Origin of the sequence: Lacrimispora sp. 38-1, from assembly GCF_049890855.1 — a bacterium.
Lineage (GTDB): Bacteria > Bacillota > Clostridia > Lachnospirales > Lachnospiraceae > Lacrimispora.
In genome coordinates, this window is the sequence record NZ_JBANEW010000103.1 from 1 (window position 1) to 19,379 (window position 19,379).

Sequence of the window (19,379 nt, forward strand, 5' to 3'; positions counted from 1 at the left end):
TGGTTATCAGGGATACGGAAGACCGCAGGGCGGCGGCTATCAGAATGACAAGGATGGCGATAACAACCGCGGTCCAAGATCACAGGGAGCACGTACCGGCAGAGACGGAGCACCTAAAAGTTTTGATACTCCGATTCAGGCAAAACCCACCAGTAACAGAGCTACAAAGAATAACTATAAAAATGGCAGGTTTGATAAGAGAGACAAGGATGACGTCAGCAAGGGAAGAACAACAGCAAAGGGTGGAAAAGCCCCCATTCTGCCGCCGGTTCATGTAGAACCTAAAGTTGAGGAAATCAAGACCATTATCGTACCTGAGATTTTAACCATAAAAGAGCTGGCAGAGAAGATGAAACTTCAGCCTTCTGCCATCGTAAAGAAGCTGTTTTTAAAGGGCAAGATCGTTACCCTCAACACAGAAATCGACTTTGAACAGGCAGAAGAAATTGCGATGGAATACGAAGTTCTCTGTGAGAAAGAAGTTAAGATCGATGTCATTGAAGAACTCCTCAAAGAAGAAGAAGAAAATGTGGAAGATATGGCTTCCAGACCGCCGGTTGTCTGCGTAATGGGTCATGTAGACCACGGTAAAACTTCTCTTCTTGATGCAATCCGTCAGACCAATGTCACCTCCAGAGAGGCAGGCGGTATTACCCAGCACATCGGTGCTTATACCGTAGAAATCAGCGGTCAGAAAATCACCTTCCTCGATACACCCGGCCATGAAGCATTTACAGCCATGCGTATGAGAGGAGCTCAGTCTACCGATATCGCTATCTTGGTCGTAGCAGCTGACGATGGTGTAATGCCTCAGACAATTGAAGCGATCAACCATGCAAAAGCAGCCGAAGTTGAGATCATTGTTGCTATCAATAAGATTGATAAGCCAAGTGCAAACATTGACAAAGTGAAACAGGAGCTGTCTGAGTACGAATTAATTCCGGAAGACTGGGGCGGAAGTACAATATTTGTTCCTGTATCTGCGCATACTAAAGAAGGAATCAAGGAACTTCTGGAAATGATTCTTCTTACTGCAGAAGTAAAAGAATTAAAAGCCAATGCAAACCGCCATGCGAGAGGTCTCATCATTGAGGCTGAGCTTGATAAGGGCAAGGGACCAGTTGCTACAGTTCTGGTACAAAAGGGAACTTTACGTGTAGGCGATACTGTTACTGCAGGCTCCTGCTACGGAAAAGTCCGCGCCATGATGGATGACAAGGGACGGAGAGTAAAAGAAGCAGGTCCTTCTACCCCAGTAGAAATTCTGGGATTAAATGATGTTCCTGGTGCAGGTGATGTCCTGATCAGTACAGAGAATGAGAAAGAAGCAAGAAACTTTGCGGAAACATTTATCTCCGAAGGAAAGAACCGGCTGCTGGAAGATACAAAAGCGAAGCTGTCACTGGATGATTTGTTCACCCAGATTAAGGCTGGTAATATAAAAGAACTTCCTATTATTGTAAAAGCAGATGTTCAGGGTTCTGTGGAAGCAGTAAAACAGAGTCTTGTGAAGCTGTCCAATGATGAAGTTATGGTTAAGGTGATTCATGGCGGTGTTGGTGCCATCAATGAATCAGACGTTTCTCTGGCTTCTGCATCCAATGCCATTATCATCGGTTTCAATGTCAGACCTGATGTGACCGCAAAATCCATTGCAGACAGGGAAAAAGTAGATTTAAGACTTTACAAGGTAATTTATCAGGCCATTGAAGATGTGGAATCCGCCATGAAGGGTATGTTAGATCCGATCTTTGAAGAGAAGATCATCGGTCATGCCGTTGTACGTCAGACCTTCAAGGCATCCGGCGTCGGTACCATCGCAGGTTCCTATGTAATGGACGGTAAATTCCAGAGAGGCTGCAGCGTCCGCATCACCCGTCAGGGAGAGAAGATCTATGATGGACCTCTTGCATCTTTAAAGAGATTTAAGGATGATGTAAAAGAAGTTGCAACTGGTTACGAGTGCGGCCTTGTATTTGAGAAATTTAATGATATTATGGAAGATGACATGATTGAAGCATATGCCATGGTGGAGGTTCCACGCTAGGAACTCTCCCCTTGAACGTTCAAAAGATGGGCCCGTTTTACCGGGCTGGTCTTTTTGAATATGCGGGCAGACAGCGAAAGGAATAAGATGCGTAAAAACAGTATAAAGAATACCAGAATTAATATGGAAGTACAGAAGGAATTAAGCCAGATTATCCGTCTGGAAATCAAGGACCCCAGAATTCATCCAATGACAACCGTGGTTGCTGTTGAGGTGACTCCGGATCTGAAATTCTGTAAGGCATATATCAGCATTCTGGGCGACGAAGAAGCAGGAAAAGCAACAATCGAAGGACTGAAAAGTGCAGAAGGCTACATTCGCCGGGAACTTGCCCGGAGAGTGAATCTGCGTAATACACCCGAAATTAAGTTTATACTGGACCAGTCCATTGAATATGGAGTGAATATGTCCAGACTCATTGACGAGGTTACGAAAGACATCAAAGAGTAAGGAGGTGCCATTGTGAGTTTCCTTGAAGCAATTCTCAAAGATGTGAAAGACGTGGCAATACTTGGCCACGTGAGGCCGGATGGGGACTGTATCGGTTCCTGTCTGGCAGTTTATAATTATCTGGAAGAAAATTATCCGGATATTCATGCAGTGGTTTATTTGGAAGAACCATCTGTAAAATTTGCATATTTAAAAAATATTGACCGCATTGTCAGCGATTTTAGCAGGGATCAGAGTTATGATCTTTGTATCTGCTTGGACAGCAGTGATACGCTTCGTTTCGGCGAAGCGGTCAGGTACTTAAACACGGCGAAAAAAAGTCTGTGTGTGGATCACCATATAACAAATATGGGATACGGAACGGAAAATGTAGTCAGAGGAGATGCAAGCTCCACCTGCGAGGTTTTATATGGTCTGCTTGATGAAAGCAAGATCAGCAAAGCGGTGGCAGAATGCATCTATACTGGAATTATCCATGATACCGGTGTATTCAAATATGACTGTACATCTGCAAAAACCATGGAAATTGCGGGAAAGATGATGGAAAAGGGAATCAATTATTCCAGCATCATAGATGACAGCTTTTACCGGAAAACCTATATACAGAACCAGATTTTAGGGAGAGCTTTATTAGAAAGCATCACCTTTCATGACGGCAAATGTATTTTCAGTGCCATCAGCAAAAAAGAAATGGATTTTTACGGTGTCGGCAGCGCCGATATGGATGGAATCATTGACCAGTTAAGAATTACAGAAGGCGTGGAGTGTGCGATTTTCATATATGAAACTTCCTGCAGGGAATACAAGGTAAGCCTGCGTTCCACCACAGATCTTGATGTAAGTAAAATTGCCGTATATTTCGGCGGGGGCGGACATAAAAAAGCGGCCGGCTGTACCATGACAGGAAGTGTTCACGACGTGATCAACAATCTGTCGGATCAGATAACCAGGCAGCTTAATTAGGAGATACATGCAATGGCAGACGGTATTATTAATGTGTATAAAGAAAAAGGCTTTACCTCTCATGACGTCGTGGCGAAAATGAGAGGTATTTTAAAACAGAAAAAAATAGGTCATACAGGCACGCTGGATCCGGACGCGGAAGGAGTGCTTCCTGTCTGTCTGGGTAAGGCAACCAAACTGTGTGACATGTTGACAGATAAAACAAAAACTTATGAGGCGGTACTGCTGCTTGGAATGGAGACTGATACCCAGGACACCACAGGAACCGTTTTAAACAGCTCTCCGGTAGAGGCAGGAGAGGAAGACGTAAGGACTGCTGTCATGAGCTTTCTGGGGCATTATGACCAGGTACCGCCCATGTATTCGGCATTGAAAGTGGATGGAAAGAAGCTTTATGAGCTGGCAAGAGCGGGCAAAGAGGTAGAACGCAAGGCCAGACCTGTGGAAATTTATGAAATCCATATAGAGAAGATGGAACTTCCCAGAGTCACTATCACGGTCAGCTGTTCCAAAGGCACCTATATCCGTACACTCTGCTATGATATCGGCAGAAAGCTGGGATGCGGCGGGTGTATGGAATCCCTCTTAAGAACGCGGGTGTCGGATTTTTATTTAAAGGACAGCCTTACACTCTCAAGGATTGAAGAGCTGCGGGATGATGGAACTTTAGGAGAACATATCCTTCCAGTGGACAAGGTGTTTTCTTCCTGTCCCCAATTGGTGATGAAAGAGGAGTTTGACAAGCTGGTTCATAACGGCAACCCATTTCAGAGAAACCAGGCTGTGGGAGAATACGATATGTCGGATGGTCCTGTCCGTGTTTACGACAGCACCATGGAGTTTATCGGAATCTATGAGCCAGGCGGGGACAGGAGTCTTTTAAAGCCTCAGAAGGTTTTTCTGGGAGGTAGCAGATAATGGAATACATCACCGGAACCAGAGTATTTCACATAGAAGAGCCTGCTGTGGTGACCCTTGGAAAATTCGACGGCCGGCACAGAGGCCACAAAAAGCTGCTGCAGCGAATGCTGGAAATCAGGAAAGAAACGGGATATAAGACAGCAGTATTTACATTTGACATGTCTCCGGGCACGCTTGTAAGCGGAACTCCCCAGACGGTGATCACCACTAATCTGGAGCGGAAGAATAATCTGGAGAGGGCAGGAATCGACTATCTGGTGGAGTATCCCTTTACAGAGGAAACTGCCAGAATGGAGCCTGAGGAGTTTGTAAGACGTATTCTGGCCGGACAGATGAATGCCAGAACCATTGTGGTGGGTACAGACTGTTCCTTCGGATATAAGGGAGCCGGGAATGCGGATCTTCTGGAGCAGCTTAAAAGCCGGTATGGCTATGAACTGATTGTCATCCCCAAGGAGCAGGACGAACACCGGGATATCAGCAGCACCTACATCAGAGAGCAGCTGGATCTTGGAAATATGGAAAAAGCCAACGAACTCCTGGGTGAACCTTATGCCATCCATGGCAAGGTGGTACACGGCAATCATATCGGCGGAGCCATACTTGGATTTCCAACCGCCAATATCCTTCCACCCCCGGAAAAGCATCTGCCTGTATTCGGTGTTTATGTGTCCCGTGTTTATGTAGACGGCAACTATTACGGCGGAATTACCAATATTGGAAGAAAGCCCACAGTAGAGGGTGTTTCCCCGGTAGGTGCAGAAACTTACATTTTTGGTATAGATCAGGATATTTATGGAAAGACTATAGAGGTACAGCTTTTGCACTTCATCCGTCCGGAGCGGAAATTCGAGGGGCTTGAGCAGTTAAAAGAACAGATAGGAAGAGACAGGGAACTGGGATTAGAATATTTGAAGAACCTGCCTGGAAAAGAAATCACTCAGTTGCAGTAGGAAAGGGGCGTTTTTACTGCCCGTTTCACAATTAAAAACTTGCGAAGGAAAGTGCATATGACTGACAAAGCATGGAAAGTACTTGGCTTTGCCATCGCCTGCGGTTGTACCGTATGGATGGGAACAGCAGATGTACAGGCCGCAAGAACAGAGACTGCCGTTAAGACCGGAACGCCTGTAGCAGGCATGGAGGTCTACATGGATCAGTATCAGCAATCCAGAAAACGGGAGTCGACGGAGAACACGGCCGGTCTTACGCAGGAAAAAGTGAGGTATGGAACCTTCAATACTATTTTTGACAACCTTGGGGTAGCAGTTGTGGAGGATTCCTTAAACATCAGGAAAGAACCAAAGAACGATGCGGAAGTCGTAGGGAAATTAAGAAGCCACGCAGGCAGCAGTGTGCTGTCCGAAGAGAATGGCTGGTATAAAATAAAATCAGGGCAGGTAACCGGTTATGTATACGGGAAATACTTAGCCACTGGGCAGGAGGCCAGAGCAATCGCTTATTATGATATGAAGCTGATGCTCCGGGTAGACATCGAGACCCTTCGTGTCCGCAGACAGCCTGATACGAATTCAGAAATAGTGGGAAGAATTCATGAGGGCGAAACGTACCGTTACATTTCCCGTAACGGAGGCTGGGCCAAAATTGAATACAACGGACAGACTGCGTATGCCTATGCACCGGAGAATGCCACCATTGCCTATACCATTCCGGAGGCAGAGAAAAATGGTGATCTGAGGTACCGTGTCGTTAGCTATGCGGTGAAATTCGTTGGAAATCCATACCGCTGGGGCGGAACAAACCCCAATACAGGTGCTGACTGCTCAGGCTTCATTCAATACGTGATGGAGCATGCGGCAGGTGTCCAGCTGGACCGCACCTCCAGAGAGCAGGCTGCTGAGGGAGAGGCAATTCCATCTTCCGTCATGGAGCCAGGCGATCTCTTATTTTATTCCAGCGGCAGGGAAATCGATCACGTTGCCATGTATATCGGGCAGGGAAAGATCGTTCATGCAGCCAATCGCAGAAGCGGGATTAAAATTTCCTCCTGGAACTACAGAAGACCGGTTACCATACGACGGGTGATCGAGTAAATAAAAACGCAGACAGATGCATGCCCGGTGGGCGAACATCTGTCTGCGTTTTTTATTAATCTTTCTTTTTTCCAAGATAAGCAGCTTTTACTGATTCATCTGCGAGAAGTTCTTTTCCAGGTCCTGACATGGTGATCCGCCCGGTTTCCAGCACGTATCCCACATCAGCCGTATGGAGAGCCATATTGGCGTTCTGCTCGATTAAAAGGACTGTCACGCCCTTTTTGTTAATCTCTTTTATAATTGAGAAGATATCCTTTACAATTAAGGGAGCAAGCCCAAGAGACGGTTCATCCATCATGAGGATTCTGGGGTGGCTCATGAGTGCTCTGGCAACCGCCAGCATCTGCTGTTCGCCTCCGGAGAGTGTTCCGGAAAGCTGCCAGCTTCGTTCCTTAAGCCGTGGGAATAAGTCATAGACCCAGTTGATATCCTCATCCAGATTATCATTTCTTAAATAAGCTCCGATTTTAATATTTTCAATGACTGTCATGTCAGGAAATACCCGGCGTCCTTCCGGAACCAGTGCGATTCCCTTTGAAACAATGTCAGGAGTATCCATTCCGATTAATTCCTGACCGTCCAGAGTGATGCTGCTTCCGGCAGAGGGCTTTGCAAGACCCACGATGGAGCGGAGCGTTGTGCTTTTTCCGGCACCGTTTGCACCGATTAAGGTCACAATGCTTTTATCCGGTACTTCAAAGGAGATCCCCTTTACAGCTTCAATTCCGCCGTAGTTTACTCTTAAGTTATCAATCTTCAGCATCGTCGCTCACCCCCAGATATGCTTCAATTACCCGTTCGTTGTTCTGAATCTCTTCCGGCGTACCCTGTGCAATCAGTTTGCCGAAATCCAGAACGTAGATGCGGTCGGAGATCTGCATAACCAGATCCATATGGTGTTCAATCATTAATACAGTCAGGTGGTAGGAATCCCGGATCTGTTTGATAAAATCAGTAAGCTCCTGGGTCTCCTGAGGATTCATTCCTGCAGCCGGTTCATCGAGAAGTAAGAATTTCGGCTCTGTAGCAAGGGCTCTGGCAATTTCCAGCCGTCTCTGAAGGCCGTAGGGGAGAGAAGAGGCAATTTCATCTTTTAAATGCAGTAAGTTCTGCTCTTTTAAAAGAGCGGAGGTCTCTTCCCGCATTCTGGCTTCTTCTTTGCTGTTTAAGCGCAGGGTGGCAGAAAATACATTCTGTTTTGCCCGCATATGTTTTGCGATCAGTACGTTGTCAAAAACAGTCAGCTGTCCGAACAGCCTGATATTCTGAAAGGTACGTGCAATTCCCTTTTTTGTTATGATATCCGGAGTATTACGTACAATGGAGAGAGGTCTGGGTTTTACTTCTCCCAGATACATTTTCTGCATCTTTCCCTTTGGTGTGTTGGAAAGTATGGTCTCGCCCATAAAGTCCACCTGTCCAAAGGTGGGTTCATAGATACCGGTTACGCAGTTAAATGCAGTAGTTTTTCCAGCACCATTGGGACCGATTAAGGCAACGATTTCACCTTCATTTACGTCGAGAGTTAAACCGTTTACCGCCACAACACCGCCGAACTGCATGGTAACGTCCTGCATATGAAGTACATTTGCACTGGTTTTTGCTGTAGCTGACATTATGCGTTTTCTCCCTTCTGTGCTTTATTTTTCTTTTTCAGTTTGTTTGGAATCCCTTTTATCAGCCGGAACAGCCCAGCCCAGGAGAATTCGTTGCTTCCCATGATACCTCTGCGGTAGAAGAGAACCACTGCCATAAGGAGGATTGAGAAGATTACCATACGAAAGCCCGAGCGGAACAGAGGAATCTGAACGCCTGCAATGTAAAGCGGATTGTCAAAGAATCTCAGCCATTCTCTGCCTGCAGTTACCAGGAAGGAACCGATGACGCTGCCGGTGATGCTTCCGATACCGCCTAAAACCACAATCAGCAGGATATCATAGGTAAGGTTGATGGAAAAGGTCTTGGACTCAATGGAGCGCATGAAGATCGCCAGAAGACCTCCGCCCACACCGGTGAAAAAGGAGGAAATAATAAATGCCAGCTCCTTGTAACGGAACAGATTCAGTCCCATGGCCTGAGCAGCCACTTCATCTTCACGGAGAGCCTTAAATGCACGGCCGTAAGAGGAGTTGATCAAAAGAACCATTAAAAGGATACAGAGGGCACAAAGTCCGAATGCAACATAAAGATTTGGAAAGCCTGGAATGCTCTTTAATCCATAAGAACCGTTTGTCACCTTGTTTAACTGAGGTGCAGCAATCACAGCACGGATAATTTCGGAAAATCCCAGAGTAGCAATTGCCAGGTAATCACTTTTTAAGCGGAGAACCGGAATACCGATCAAAGCGGCAACTCCTGCAGCAAACAATCCTGCTATAATCAGAGCAAGCCAGTAAGGGCACTGAAGATTAGCCAGGAACGGAGCGATACCGTCTACATAGTAGACACTGGCTCTGGTTTCCACAGGGATGGTAAGAATGGCCACGGTATAGGCTCCAATTGCCATAAAACCAGCCTGACCCAGGGAGAACAGACCGGTAAAGCCAGTCAGTAAGTTCATGGAAACGGCAACCACCGCATAAATGGCGCTTCGTTCCAGTATGGAGATCTGATAGCTGTACTGGGCACTGTTAGCCTGCAGAAAACCAAGAATGCCGATGGTGAACAATAAGGTAATCAGGGTATAAAGTTTGTTTTTGGAAAATACTTTCTTTTTCATAGATGACACCTCACACTTTATCGGTTGTCTTCTCACCAAACAGGCCGGTTGGCTTGATCAGGAGAATGATGATTAACAGAACAAAGGTAAATGCGTCGCTGAATGTGGAATAACCCATGGCGACCAGAGCTGTTTCCCCAAGTCCCAGGATAAATCCGCCGATTACAGCGCCGGGAATGCTTCCGATACCTCCGAATACTGCTGCTACGAAACATTTCAGGCCAGGTAAGGAGCCGGAGAATGGAAAAACGGTCATACGGTCTGTAAAATACAGAATCGAGCCGACTGCAGCCAGAAGAGAGCCGATGGCAAATGTAAAGGTGATAACGCGGTTGATTTTGATACCCATTAAGGAAGCAGTATCGTAGTCTTTGGAAACAGCACGCATAGCCATGCCGATTTTAGTCTTGTTAATGAGAACAATCAGGGCGTATACAATGATTAAAGTAAGTACTGGTGTCAGAAATGTAACAAATGATGCGGAAAGACCGCCGATTTTAAAAATCTTCTTTAAAAATGGAATTTCCGGATATCCTTTTGGCAGTGCCGTAAATAAGTAAGTAGCCAGGTTCTGCAGCAGGTAGGAAACACCGATTGCAGAAATCATAACAGACATTCTTGGTGCGGTACGTAAAGGACGGTATGCCACCCGCTCAATGGAAACACCTAAAAAGACGGTGATGAGTAAGACGATGGGAATGGCGATATACCATGGAAACGTTGCCATTGCAAAAATCATAAAATAGCCTGCCATCATAAAGATGTCACCGTGTGCGAAATTGATGAGCCGCAGGATGCCGTAAACCAGTGTGTAACCAATGGCAATGAGTGCGTAAGCACCGCCTAAGGAAATACCGGTCAGGCACTGCTGTAAAAAGGTTGAAAGACTCATGTGGCAAAATGCCTCCTATCTGTTTAGTATGGAATATGCATAAAATCAGCCTGCAAATGGAACGAGTGGGGAAAGAATTACGTCCCCACTCATCCGTTCGTGACTGCTTTGTCGCGGTATGTGCGTTTATTTTACTGTAGTTGTTGTTAAGAATTTGAATTTGCCGTCTTCAACGGTCTTGATAAATGCCATATCTTTCTTTGCATCGCCGTTCTCGTCAAAGGAGATGCTTCCTGTAACGCCGTCAATGGTAACTCCCTTTAATGCATCGCGGATTGCGGTGCCATCTGTGGAGCCTGCAGTTTCAATTGCCTTAAGAGCGCTTAAGTATGCGTCATATCCAAGAGCTGCTACGGCAGGAATGATTTCGTCCTGTTTCTGTTCCTTTAAGTATGTCTTGAATCCGGAGATGAAGGAAGCTGCTTCATCGTTAGCCGGTTCTGCCTCATCAAAGAACGTGGAAAGCACGATGCCGTTGGCAGAGTCACCTGCATTTTCAATGATGGTTGAGTTCTCCCATGTATCACCTGCAGCAATGGTAGCCGTAAGTCCAAGCTCGCGGGCCTGCTTGATAATAAGCGGAGCCGTTGTAATGGAAGAAGGTGCGAAGATGATGTCAGGGTTCTGTGCCTTGATGTTGGTTAAGATTGCCTTGAAATCTGTCTGGTTGGTCTGGAACTGCTCTTCGCTTACGATCGTTCCGCCAAGTCCTGTAAATGCTGTCTTAAAGAAAGAACCAAGTCCGGAGGAATAGTCGTCGCCAAGCTGGGTGATGATGGCGGCTTTCTTTGCTCCGTTGTCATTGGCGTAGTTTGCCATAACAGTACCCTGGAACGGATCTAAGAAGCATACACGGAAATAGAAATCGTTGCCCTGGGTAACCTGAGGATTGGTACAGGAAGCTCCGATTGCAGGGATCTTTGCATCTGCGAAGATCTGTCCGGCTGCAATGGATACACCGGAACCATAGCTGCCAAGAACAACGGAAACTTTTTCGCTGACAAGCTTCTGTGCTGCGTTTACGGCTTCTGTCTTATCTGATTTATTATCAACTTCCACTAATTTAACCTGATATTCTTCTCCGCCGATCTTCACAGTGGGGTGAGTCTGGTTTGCATAACGGATACCTAAAACTTCCTGCATTCCGCCGCCGCCGTTCTCTCCGGTGGTTGGTTCAAAAACTCCGATCTTAATTACCTTCTCACCGTTATCCTTTGCAGTCTGGGGACTGGAACTGCATCCGGCGATTACACTGGCGCTTAAGCATGCTACCATAGTCAGTGCAAATACTTTTTTTAATTTCATAATTTTATCCTCCTTTTTGTGTATCTCATGCAAGAACAAGTGTCCTCCGTGTAGACACACGTTGCATTATATTATAGCAGAAGATGAGAAAAGTGCAAGAAAAAAATGAAAGAAAATAATAATATAAAGTAAATTTTTATTTTCAGAATGCTAATATGCTGGAGGCATATAATATTATATAATGCTTATGTGCAATGACTAAGGAAAAGTATTATGTTAATTTGACATATCGGATTGCCAATTTCCATTCCAAAAAAATATTTTATGCTTATTTATAATAGTGTTACTTAGTTTGCTAGAAAATTAAAAGTATTATACTTTATTAACAAAATGTAATATATTAACAGCACTTTGGTTGACATTAATGCTATATGGGTATATTATTTATTTATAGTCGACTATGAGTTAAATGAAACTTGATAAATATTGACAGTGAAATGGTTTTGATTTGATAACTATTTGTGAAATAAATACAATTGATCATTTCATTGTTAATCAACGATGTTTAATTTATGGAGGGACTAAAATGAGTAAAAAAAGAATTATGATTTTATGTTTAACATTGATTATGTGTTTTCCATTAACTGCTTTTGCAGCAGCTAACGTGGGTGTTTCAAAAATACCACCTATAATTAATGATACTGGCATAATTAAACCTGATAGCACTTCAACACCAAGTAAAAAATCAGTTTATGATATTGGTGATAACTATACAGTATCAGGTTCGGCATCACGTAGTGATTTATATACTGATAAATGTTTTAAAGGAGTAACATCAATATCTTATAGTATTACTAATAATAGTTCAAAAGACTTAAAAGTAAATTTATGTAGTTATACTAAATGGGGAAATGTTAATTATGGAGTAAAAAAAGTTACAATACCTGCAAATGGAAAGACATCATCTAGTTTCTCAGAATTAAGTAGCAGTAAATATTATTTTATTGAATTTGCTGCTCCATCAGATTTTAAAGGGACTGTATGTGGAAATCAGTAAAATAATAATAAGTTTTTAAGTAATAAAAGTACCCTAATGTTAAATTATTAGGGTACTTTTTGTTATAATAAGTATCCATCTCCATTTATCTGGAAGATGATATTAAATATATATTTAAGAGGTGAGTATTTGACTACATTTAGTTTGAAGATATTAGCTTTAGTCTTTATGATCATAGACCACATTGGTCTCTTTTTTCCATTAGCGCCAGTCTGGTTTCGATATATTGGTAGATTGTCTGCCCCTATATTTATTTTTTGCATGGTAACAGGGTTTTCCTATACAAGGAATAAAAAAGTCTATCTGTTACGTATGTATCTGTTTGGATTAGGAATGGGAATCCTGGACTACATATTAAACTGCTTCGCAAATGGTGATATAATAAACAATAATATATTTGTGACTTTATTTTGTATTGGGGTAATAATAAGGTTGATTGAATATAAACGTGAAAATCATCCTAAATTCAAGACTTATTTATTGTGTTATTGTGTTTGGCAGGTGGTCGGTCTATTTGTTTGTTTTTATGTTGACATATACTTCGATAATATGATTTTTCTATTCACAGGTTTTATGGGAAATATGTTCTTTAACGAAGGGGGCTTCATTTTTGTATCCCTTGGGGTGATTTTTTATTTTATTAAAGATAACAAAAAATATATAGCAATCTATTATTCTCTTTTTTGTTTCTTATACTCTTTCATTACTATGGCTGGAATAGTTCCCAGAATCATTTCAAGATTAGACTATTATGATTATGATATTCTTTTTTATATATTAAGATTTATTTTTCCTCTTTTAGGATTTCATGTCATCGGTATAGATCGCTATTCAATCCAATGGATGATGATAGGGGCTCTGCCATTTATTTTATTATACAACGGAGAAAAAGGAAAAAGCATGAAGTACTTTTTTTATATTTTTTATCCGGCCCATATCTTAATATTCTTTATTCTAAGCAGAGTGTATTAAAAATTAATTGAAAACTGTCTTGTCAGAAAATGAAAAAAGAGTCCGCCTCATGGTAAAAGAGTGCGGACTCCATAATTCTGATGAATGCTAAAACATTCTATTAATGCTTTACAGCAGCGCGAATAAATTCTCTAAACAGAGGATGAGGTCTGTTTGGTCTGGATTTCAGTTCCGGGTGTCCCTGAGTCGCGATAAACCATGGGTGTTCCGGAATTTCTATCATTTCCACGATACGTCCATCCGGGGAGATACCGGATAACTTCATACCAGCTTTGATTAAATCATCGCGGTAATCGTTGTTTACCTCATATCTGTGTCTGTGACGTTCATGAATCAGTTCCTCTCCGTAAACTTCAAAGGACTTAGAGGACTTGTCCAGAACACAGGGATAAGAACCGAGACGAAGGGTTCCGCCGATATCCTCGATGCCGTTCTGGTCAGGCATTAAATGGATCACCGGATGGGTGGTGGTTTCATCAAGCTCTACGGAATGAGCGTCACTGAAACCGACTACGTGGCGGGCGAACTCCACGATTGCCATCTGCATACCGAGACAAAGACCGAGGAAAGGAATTCTATTTTCTCTTGCATAACGGATTGTGGATATCTTGCCTTCGATTCCGCGGCTTCCAAAACCACCGGGAACCAGAATTCCGTCTACGTCACTGAAGAATTCGGAAGCGTTCTCGTCGGTAACAAGCTCTGAATCCACCCACTTGATATGAACGTCTGCGCGGCTAACAACTCCGCCGTGCTTTAAAGCTTCTACTACGGAAATATAAGCGTCGTGAAGCTGGATGTATTTTCCTACAAGAGCGACGGTTACTTCGCGCTCCGGATGTTTCCAGTTATCGATCATTGCGGCCCAATCCTTTAAATCAGGTTCCGGGCAGGGTAAATGTAAGCTCTCGCATGCAACCTGAGCCAAATGTTCCTCTTCCATTACAAGAGGCAGTTCATATAATACTTCCACGTCCAGGTTTTGTATCACGTGTGTCTTGGGAACATTACAGAATTGTGCGATTTTGCTGCGGATTCCGTCATCAAGGGGCAGTTCGGAACGGCATACGATGATGTCGGGCTGGATACCCATTCCCTGTAAATCTTTTACACTGGCCTGGGTTGGTTTTGTTTTCAGTTCGCCGGAAACTTTCAGATATGGAACCAGGGTCACGTGGATTAAAATCGCATTTTCGTGGCCTACTTCGTGTTGGAATTGTCGGATCGCCTCTAGGAAAGGCTGGCTTTCAATGTCACCTACCGTTCCGCCTACTTCTATAATAGCTATCTCAGTATCGGAGGAATTGTGGTTGCGGTGAAAACGGCTCTTTATTTCGTCGGTAATGTGAGGGATAACCTGTACGGTGCCTCCCCCGAAATCCCCGCGCCGTTCACGGGTCAGTACGTTCCAATAGACTTTACCAGTGGTAACATTGGAATTCTTTGTTAAGCTTTCGTCGATAAACCGCTCATAGTGACCAAGGTCAAGGTCTGTTTCTGCGCCGTCCTCTGTGACGAAGACTTCTCCATGCTGAACCGGATTCATAGTACCTGGATCAATGTTGATATAAGGATCGAATTTTTGCATTGTTACTTTGTAGCCTCTGGCTTTCAACAATCGTCCAAGCGATGCTGCGGTAATACCTTTGCCAAGTCCGGATACAACGCCTCCGGTGACAAATACGTATTTCACTGACATAACAGTGTAACCTCCTTCTGTGATGGTATGGGGATATTTTCAAAAAAAATATTATACGTCTTTTTTAATAAAAAATCTAGTGGTAAATTAAAAAAACTAAGATAATTAAGTGGAAACATTTACTATAAATATTATGTCCTGAAAAGGAGAAAGAAATCATAAAAGAGAATTATAAAAATTTGTCCAGATATTAACCTTCCTTATTGACAAGCAGAAAAAGAATGATATACTAATAAATGTATTTTTACATTAAATAAGGGTATGACAATTACGTCAGGTGAGCCATAGGCCCTTCCTGACGTTTTTTCATGGTCCCAGCCGATGTATAAGGAGGAAAAGTCTATGAAATTGAGGAAAATGGTCGGCCTTGCACTTGCAGGTGTGATGGCACTGTCCCTGTCAGCATGCGGAGGTTCTGCTCCAAAAGCGACTACCGCAGCAGAAAAAACAGAGACACAGGCTTCGGATTCTGCCAAGACAGAGTCAAAAGCTGAAACCACAGAAGCTGCCAAAGGCGGCATTGCCAAAGAAGATTTAAAAGTTGGATTTATCTATGTTGGTGATGAAAACGAGGGCTATACGGCAGCTCATTACAAGGGAGCCATGGAAATGAAAGAGGCTCTTGGTTTATCTGACGATCAGATCATTATTAAATGGAATGTGCCGGAAGACGAAACCTGTAAGGATGCAGCAATGGATCTTGCTGATCAGGGCTGCAACATCATTTTTGCCAACAGTTTCGGACATGAATCCTATATGCTGGAAGCTGCAAAAGAATATCCGGATGTACAGTTCTGTCACGCAACCGGCTTTCAGGCTGCAACAAGCGGACTGAGCAACATGCATAACTACTTTACAAACGTTTATGAATCACGTTATGTATCCGGTGTTGTTGCTGGTCTTAAGTTAAACAAGATGGTAGAAGACGGCAAGGTAAATAAGGATGCAGTAAAAGTTGGTTACGTAGGCGCTTATCCTTACGCAGAGGTAATCAGCGGTTATACTTCTTTCTTCTTAGGTGTCCGTTCCGTATGTCCGGAGGCAACCATGGAAGTGAAGTATACAAACAGCTGGGCAAGCTTTGATCTTGAGAAGGAAGCGGCAGATGCGCTGATTTCCGACGGTTGTGTATTAATCAGCCAGCATGCTGATACAACCGGTGCTCCTACGGCATGTGAGGCAGCAGGCGTTCCAATCGTTGGATATAACATTTCCATGATCGCAACCGCTCCGAAGACAGCACTTACTTCTGCATCCATCGACTGGGGCCCATATGTAACTTATGCAGTACAGAGTGTCATTGACGGCAAGGCCATTGATACTGACTGGTGCCAGGGTTACAAAGATGGAGCAAACTCCATTACAGAACTGAACAAAGATGCTGTAGCTCCCGGAACCGAGGAGAAGGTAAAAGAAGTGGAAGATGCCATCAAGGCAGGAACTCTTCATGTATTTGATACTTCTACCTTTACTGTAGGCGGCAAAAAACTGGAGACCTATAAAAAAGACGGAAGCGATGTGGAGTATATTGAAGATGGTTATTTCCATGAGTCTGAGCACGGTTCCGCACCGGCATTTGATATTTTAATTGATGGCATTACCACCATCGATAACTAAGATTTCGCCGGATATGAACAGAAAGCGGCGCCAGATTATCTGGCCCGCTTTTTGCGGTTGTATGAGACAATGGAAAAATGAGGAAAAAATGAAACGGAGGTTAGCCGGGTGAACGAAAATAATGCCATTGAACTTAAAAATATCACAAAACGGTTTGGCCAGGTAGTTGCCAATGACAAAGTCTGCCTGTCTTTAAAAAAGGGAGAGATTCTCTCCATTCTGGGTGAGAACGGAAGCGGAAAGACTACTCTTATGAATATGATTTCGGGTATTTACTATCCGGACGAGGGACAGATATTTATTCATGGAAAAGAGGTCACCATACGGTCTCCCAAAGACTCGTTTGATCTGGGAATCGGTATGATTCATCAGCATTTTAAGCTGGTGGATGTTCTCACTGCAGCAGAGAACATCATTCTGGGATTACCAGGAAAAGAGATTCTGGACCGGAAAGCAGTGAATGATAAGATCAATGAACTGACCGGTAAATATGGATTTGACTTGGATCCTGACCAGAAAATCTACCGGATGTCCGTATCCCAGAAGCAGACGGTTGAAATTGTGAAGATGCTTTACCGCGGCGTTGATATTTTAATTCTTGATGAGCCTACCGCCGTTTTAACCCCTCAGGAAGCTGACCGTCTGTTTGCTGTTTTGCGCAATATGAAAAAGGCCGGCCACTCCATTATCATTATTACACATAAACTCAATGAGGTTCTTTCCCTTTCTGACCGGGTGGCTGTTTTGAGAAAAGGTCAGTACATTGGTACCATTGATACAAAGGACGCCACAGAAGAGTCCTTAACGGAGATGATGGTTGGGAAAAAGGTGAGCTTAAATATCGAGCGTCCGGACCCGGTATCTCCCAAAGAGCGTCTTAATGTAAAGGGACTGACCTGTATCAGCAGGGAAGGGGTAAAGACCTTAAACAATGCATCCTTTACAGCCAACAGCGGTGAAATCCTTGGAATCGCGGGCGTGGCAGGAAGCGGACAGAGAGAGCTTCTGGAAGCAATCGCAGGCCTCATTCCGTCTGCGGAAGGCTCCATTTCCTATTTCCCGCCGGAAGGAGGGGAAAAGGAACTGACTTCCATGACAGCGGCCGAGATTGCAAGAATCGGAGTCCGTTTATCCTTTGTTCCGGAGGACCGTCTGGGAATGGGACTTGTAGGAGCCATGGATATGACAGATAACATGATGCTTCGAAGCTACCGGAAGGGCAGATCCTTTTTCGCTGACAGGAAAGCGCCAAAGGGTCTTGCAGAGCGCCTGATTGAAGAGCTTGAGATCGCCACTCCGGGAACGGCTGTCCCGGTACGGAAGCTTTCCGGAGGTAACGTCCAGAAAGTTCTGGTAGGAAGAGAGATCTCTCTGGCTCCATCGGTTATGCTGGTTGCTTATCCGGTGCGCGGACTTGACATTCACTCCTCTTACACCATTTACCATCTTCTCAATGAACAGAAGAAGCAGGGAACTGCAGTTGTCTGCGTAGGAGAGGATCTTGACGTATTGATGGAGCTTTGTGACAGAATCCTTGTTATGTGCGGCGGAGAGATCAGCGGCATTGTAGACGGAAGGACCGCCACAAAAGAAGAAATCGGAAAACTGATGATGAAGACAGGAGGAACACAAGGATGAGTAAGGGAAAGGAACCGGTTTTTCAGATGACAAAGCGGGAAGCCATAGAGCCCTGGAAGGCGTGGCTGATCCGTCTGATTGCTGTGGCACTGTCTCTGGTTGTCTGCGCAGGTGTCATTATCGCTCTTACGGGGTTAAATCCGGTAGAGGTTTATAAAGGGATTTTTGAAGGAGCAGTGGGTACAAAACGCCGTGCATGGATGACCATCCGGGATACGCTGGTACTCCTTTGCATTGCAGTCGGTATCACACCAGCATTTAAGATGAGGTTCTGGAATATCGGAGCGGAAGGTCAGGTGCTCATCGGAGGCGTGACCTCTGCAGCCATGATGATTTATTTGGGAAACACGCTTCCTCCTGTGATTTTATTCCCCTTAATGTTTGCAGGAAGTGCTCTGGCAGCTATGGCATGGGGCGTTATTCCCGCATTTTTCAAGGCTTACTGGAATACCAACGAAACACTTTTCACACTGATGATGAATTACGTTGCCATGCAGGTTGTCACCTTTGGAATAATATTCTGGGAAAATCCCAAAGGCTCCAACTCAGTCGGTACCATTAACTCCGCCACAAAAGGAGGCTGGCTTCCCAAACTGTTTGGTCTGGAATACGGCTGGAATCTGGTGATTGTACTGGCTCTGACCATTGCCATGTTTATCTATTTAAGATACAGCAAGCAGGGGTATGAAATTGCGGTTGTGGGCGAAAGCGGCAACACGGCCAGATATGCAGGAATCAATGTAAAAAAGGTAATTTTAAGAACCATGGCTATTTCCGGTGCAGTATGCGGAATTGCAGGTTTTATCATTGTAAGCGGAGCAAGCCACACCATTTCCACCAGCACTGCCGGAGGAAGAGGATTTACAGCGATTATCGTATCATGGATGAGTAAGTTTAATACCTTCGCCATGATTTTGGTATCGTTTTTCCTTGTTTTCATGCAGAAAGGTGCAGGACAGATTGCATCCCAGTTCAATTTAAATGAAAATGCGGCAGACGTAATCACCGGCATCATTCTGTTCTTCATCCTGGGCTGTGAATTTTTTATTGATTATAAAATCAGAATACGAAGAACAAAACAGGCTGCGGCAGAAGAATAGGA

17 protein-coding genes are annotated in these 19,379 nt (G+C 44.1%); 11 read left to right on the forward strand and 6 right to left on the reverse strand.

Features of this window, described 5'->3' with window-relative positions:
* From infB to V7D18_RS27530, 6 genes are all read left to right on the forward strand, one after another.
* Positions 1–2,047: translation initiation factor IF-2 (gene infB / locus V7D18_RS27505; RefSeq protein WP_426159278.1), on the forward strand; the 2,047-nt coding region annotated here is incomplete at its 5' end.
* A gap of 87 nt (positions 2,048–2,134) precedes the next feature.
* A complete protein-coding gene (rbfA, locus tag V7D18_RS27510; protein ID WP_097003092.1) occupies positions 2,135–2,497 on the forward strand; it encodes a 30S ribosome-binding factor RbfA in 363 nt (120 codons plus the stop codon).
* A 12-nt stretch (positions 2,498–2,509) separates the two neighbouring features.
* The gene (locus V7D18_RS27515; RefSeq protein WP_426159281.1) at positions 2,510–3,460 is read left to right on the forward strand and encodes a DHH family phosphoesterase; all 951 of its coding nucleotides are present in this window, start codon (positions 2,510–2,512) and stop codon (positions 3,458–3,460) included.
* A gap of 12 nt (positions 3,461–3,472) precedes the next feature.
* Positions 3,473–4,378 carry a tRNA pseudouridine(55) synthase TruB gene (gene truB, locus V7D18_RS27520; RefSeq protein WP_426159282.1) on the forward strand — a complete coding sequence of 302 codons (906 nt, stop codon included), beginning with the start codon at positions 3,473–3,475 and terminating at the stop codon, positions 4,376–4,378.
* Complete coding sequence (locus V7D18_RS27525) at positions 4,378–5,334, forward strand: bifunctional riboflavin kinase/FAD synthetase (RefSeq protein WP_426159284.1); 957 nt, start codon at positions 4,378–4,380, stop codon at positions 5,332–5,334. Before truB ends, V7D18_RS27525 begins: the two co-directional genes overlap by 1 nt.
* 57 nt (positions 5,335–5,391) lie before the next feature.
* A complete protein-coding gene (locus tag V7D18_RS27530; RefSeq protein WP_426159285.1) occupies positions 5,392–6,435 on the forward strand; it encodes an NlpC/P60 family protein in 1,044 nt (347 codons plus the stop codon).
* A 55-nt stretch (positions 6,436–6,490) separates the two neighbouring features.
* Here V7D18_RS27530 and V7D18_RS27535 read toward each other — a convergent pair whose 3' ends face one another.
* The 5 genes from V7D18_RS27535 to V7D18_RS27555 all read right to left on the reverse strand — a co-directional run bounded on the left by V7D18_RS27535 (position 6,491) and on the right by V7D18_RS27555 (position 11,354).
* Positions 6,491–7,201 (reverse strand): ABC transporter ATP-binding protein, encoded by a 711-nt coding sequence (locus tag V7D18_RS27535; protein ID WP_117417360.1) that lies wholly within the window; start codon positions 7,199–7,201, stop codon positions 6,491–6,493.
* A complete protein-coding gene (locus V7D18_RS27540) occupies positions 7,188–8,054 on the reverse strand; it encodes an ABC transporter ATP-binding protein (protein WP_117417361.1) in 867 nt (288 codons plus the stop codon). Before V7D18_RS27540 ends, V7D18_RS27535 begins: the two co-directional genes overlap by 14 nt.
* Positions 8,054–9,157, reverse strand: coding sequence for a branched-chain amino acid ABC transporter permease (locus V7D18_RS27545; protein WP_426159288.1), 1,104 nt, complete (start codon positions 9,155–9,157; stop codon positions 8,054–8,056). The genes V7D18_RS27540 and V7D18_RS27545 overlap by 1 nt, the downstream gene beginning before the upstream one ends.
* Before the next feature lie 10 nt (positions 9,158–9,167).
* The gene (locus tag V7D18_RS27550; protein WP_117417363.1) at positions 9,168–10,049 is read right to left on the reverse strand and encodes a branched-chain amino acid ABC transporter permease; all 882 of its coding nucleotides are present in this window, start codon (positions 10,047–10,049) and stop codon (positions 9,168–9,170) included.
* Between the two features lie 126 nt (positions 10,050–10,175).
* Positions 10,176–11,354, reverse strand: a complete 1,179-nt coding sequence (locus tag V7D18_RS27555) for an ABC transporter substrate-binding protein (RefSeq protein WP_426159289.1) — start codon at positions 11,352–11,354, stop codon at positions 10,176–10,178.
* A 526-nt stretch (positions 11,355–11,880) separates the two neighbouring features.
* Between V7D18_RS27555 and V7D18_RS27560 the strand changes: the two genes are divergently transcribed.
* Both V7D18_RS27560 and V7D18_RS27565 read left to right on the forward strand, forming a co-directional pair.
* The gene (locus V7D18_RS27560; protein WP_426159291.1) at positions 11,881–12,351 is read left to right on the forward strand and encodes a hypothetical protein; all 471 of its coding nucleotides are present in this window, start codon (positions 11,881–11,883) and stop codon (positions 12,349–12,351) included.
* Positions 12,352–12,447: 96 nt separating this feature from the next.
* Positions 12,448–13,323: a TraX family protein gene (locus V7D18_RS27565; RefSeq protein WP_426159294.1), complete on the forward strand. Its 876-nt coding sequence runs from the start codon at positions 12,448–12,450 to the stop codon at positions 13,321–13,323.
* Positions 13,324–13,423: 100 nt separating this feature from the next.
* Here V7D18_RS27565 and V7D18_RS27570 read toward each other — a convergent pair whose 3' ends face one another.
* Entirely contained in the window at positions 13,424–15,022 is a 1,599-nt protein-coding gene (locus V7D18_RS27570) for a CTP synthase (protein ID WP_426159296.1), read from the reverse strand.
* A gap of 342 nt (positions 15,023–15,364) precedes the next feature.
* Between V7D18_RS27570 and V7D18_RS27575 the strand changes: the two genes are divergently transcribed.
* The 3 genes from V7D18_RS27575 (at position 15,365) to V7D18_RS27585 (ending at position 19,377) form a co-directional block, all read left to right on the forward strand.
* Complete coding sequence (locus V7D18_RS27575) at positions 15,365–16,639, forward strand: BMP family ABC transporter substrate-binding protein (protein ID WP_426159297.1); 1,275 nt, start codon at positions 15,365–15,367, stop codon at positions 16,637–16,639.
* 108 nt (positions 16,640–16,747) lie between these two features.
* Entirely contained in the window at positions 16,748–18,277 is a 1,530-nt protein-coding gene (locus tag V7D18_RS27580; RefSeq protein ID WP_426159299.1) for an ABC transporter ATP-binding protein, read from the forward strand.
* The gene (locus V7D18_RS27585; RefSeq protein ID WP_426159301.1) at positions 18,274–19,377 is read left to right on the forward strand and encodes an ABC transporter permease; all 1,104 of its coding nucleotides are present in this window, start codon (positions 18,274–18,276) and stop codon (positions 19,375–19,377) included. The genes V7D18_RS27580 and V7D18_RS27585 overlap by 4 nt, the downstream gene beginning before the upstream one ends.
* Positions 19,378–19,379 lie beyond the last annotated feature (2 nt).

What these genes read in the sequence shown, in the direction of transcription:
- V7D18_RS27530 (WP_426159285.1), top strand. Translation starts at nt 5,392, where the DNA reads ATGACTGACAAAGCATGGAAAGTACTTGGCTTTGCCATCGCCTGCGGT.
- V7D18_RS27585 (WP_426159301.1), top strand. Translation starts at nt 18,274, where the DNA reads ATGAGTAAGGGAAAGGAACCGGTTTTTCAGATGACAAAGCGGGAAGCC.
- V7D18_RS27535 (WP_117417360.1), bottom strand. Translation starts at nt 7,201, where the DNA reads ATGCTGAAGATTGATAACTTAAGAGTAAACTACGGCGGAATTGAAGCT.
- V7D18_RS27555 (WP_426159289.1), bottom strand. Translation starts at nt 11,354, where the DNA reads ATGAAATTAAAAAAAGTATTTGCACTGACTATGGTAGCATGCTTAAGC.
- V7D18_RS27545 (WP_426159288.1), bottom strand. Translation starts at nt 9,157, where the DNA reads ATGAAAAAGAAAGTATTTTCCAAAAACAAACTTTATACCCTGATTACC.
- V7D18_RS27525 (WP_426159284.1), top strand. Translation starts at nt 4,378, where the DNA reads ATGGAATACATCACCGGAACCAGAGTATTTCACATAGAAGAGCCTGCT.
- V7D18_RS27540 (WP_117417361.1), bottom strand. Translation starts at nt 8,054, where the DNA reads ATGTCAGCTACAGCAAAAACCAGTGCAAATGTACTTCATATGCAGGAC.
- rbfA (WP_097003092.1), top strand. Translation starts at nt 2,135, where the DNA reads ATGCGTAAAAACAGTATAAAGAATACCAGAATTAATATGGAAGTACAG.
- truB (WP_426159282.1), top strand. Translation starts at nt 3,473, where the DNA reads ATGGCAGACGGTATTATTAATGTGTATAAAGAAAAAGGCTTTACCTCT.
- V7D18_RS27560 (WP_426159291.1), top strand. Translation starts at nt 11,881, where the DNA reads ATGAGTAAAAAAAGAATTATGATTTTATGTTTAACATTGATTATGTGT.
- V7D18_RS27570 (WP_426159296.1), bottom strand. Translation starts at nt 15,022, where the DNA reads ATGTCAGTGAAATACGTATTTGTCACCGGAGGCGTTGTATCCGGACTT.
- V7D18_RS27550 (WP_117417363.1), bottom strand. Translation starts at nt 10,049, where the DNA reads ATGAGTCTTTCAACCTTTTTACAGCAGTGCCTGACCGGTATTTCCTTA.
- V7D18_RS27565 (WP_426159294.1), top strand. Translation starts at nt 12,448, where the DNA reads ATGATATTAAATATATATTTAAGAGGTGAGTATTTGACTACATTTAGT.
- V7D18_RS27575 (WP_426159297.1), top strand. Translation starts at nt 15,365, where the DNA reads ATGAAATTGAGGAAAATGGTCGGCCTTGCACTTGCAGGTGTGATGGCA.